3 protein-coding genes are annotated in these 1,644 nt (G+C 45.6%); all 3 read left to right on the top strand.

Annotated features, from left to right (window positions below):
* Positions 1-575 (top strand): DUF4388 domain-containing protein (locus F6K49_RS46905; RefSeq protein WP_293109338.1); only part of this gene is annotated, 575 nt, incomplete at its 5' end.
* Positions 576-644: 69 nt separating this feature from the next.
* Positions 645-920, top strand: coding sequence for a hypothetical protein (locus tag F6K49_RS46900; protein ID WP_293109336.1), 276 nt, complete (start codon positions 645-647; stop codon positions 918-920).
* Positions 921-1,271: 351 nt separating this feature from the next.
* Positions 1,272-1,644 (top strand): ATP/GTP-binding protein (locus F6K49_RS46895; protein ID WP_293109333.1); only part of this gene is annotated, 373 nt, incomplete at its 3' end.

Here is a 1,644-nt window from a genome sequence, read left to right as displayed (position 1 = left end):
TCTTGAAGACTAAGGGATTTATGCATCCAGAGCAGTTGAGACTACTATTTCATGCCCAGGTTATACGCTCAGTTTGTGGCTTATTCAGGCTCAAAGATGCTAAATTTAGGTTTGACTCTAAGGCAACTTTGCCCACGATAGAAATGACGGGTTTAAGCATCTCAGCTACCAAAGCAACTCTAATTGGTCTGCGAGCTCTACCAGATTGGAATGGATTAGCAGACAAGCTACCTGAAACCACCTCAGCACTATCTAGGGCGATGGTCGGTCATCGCCAGTTAGGGCTAGACCCTATGGAAGCTGCAGTTTGGAAATTAGCCAATGGGTCAATTCCCCTGACTGATATTGCTACTCGGTTGGGCAAGTCTCTCGAAACGGTTCAACAGATATCCTTCCGGCTGATTAGCGTGGGTTTAGTCGCAGAAGTGCCTATGCTTACTTCATATCAACAGAACTATTGGCAATCACAGGGATTAGAGCCAGTGGCCGTTGGGGCAAATCGAACTGAGGAGGACAATCATCAAGAGCTGAGCAATCGCTTTGTGCAACACTTACTTGGTTTCTTAAGGAGGTAATTAAGGATTAATAACAGCTAGGTACTTTTTGGACTTAATGGTATTGAGTTCTCCACGGATTGAAATCGCGTGGATTCTAAGAGTCGTGTCGTTACGCGGGTTAAAACCGCGCTTGGTGCGCTTTCCTATGGCGAATTAAATTACGGGGTCGCACCTCTCCACGACGCTTACAATACTGGCCAGAAAATAATTCCAGCTTGTACCGTTGTGGCAGACTCAAAACTGCCCTACCTCCCTGGCCTATGGCCACGCTACGCGAACGGATTAACTAAAAAGTTAACCTGTGGATTTACTTTTAATTGGAATAGCTTTCGGAGTGGTTGTACCAACAAGTCAGGGCAATAAATTACTACTTTTTGCTGCATTACTTGCCTGTAACATGGTCGTAGGATTTTCCCCGTCTCCACCTGGCCGGAATCTCACCGTAAAGCGCAAAAAATCAACGTAACCAACCTTGTTCTTACTCACGATTCTATTCTAGCACGAAAGCCCTTGATAAATCCCGGAACGCTGGCCTTTGGCCACGCGGGGCGCGTTCGCTGCCCACCCAATAAATTAGGTGGCTAACTCTCGCTCGTTAATTTTTCTGTTTTTCTGCAATCAGAGCATAATAATCCTAATCCTATGGTTGACAATAGTATTGTAGTGTTTCGGATTCTACTTCAGAACGGCTAACAGCAAATAAGCGTGGAAATTATGCGTCTAGTTGTAACCGGTGCCGTGGGTGCTGGAAAATCCTCTTTCATTCGCTCGGTTAGCGAAATTGATGTAGTGGATACAGATTGCCTAGCAACGGACGTGACAACTAAAATTAAGCAAAAAACTACAGTAGCGATGGACTTTGGGCGTTTGCAATTTGCTCAAGATATGGCGCTACATTTATATGGCACTCCAGGACAGTCTCGCTTTGATTTCATGTGGGACATCCTGATTCGGAAAGCGCATGCTTACATACTCCTTGTTGATGCCCATCGTCCCAGTCAGTTTAGCTCTTCCCGTCGCCTGCTCAGTTTTATGCAACAGCGTGTAAAAATTCCCCTAGTGATTGGTCTAACCCATGTCGATTGTG

It is taken from the genome of Moorena sp. SIO3I6, from assembly GCF_010672095.1.
Note: the sequence above shows the minus strand (reverse complement) of the source record. Positions and strands in the feature narration are given on the sequence as shown.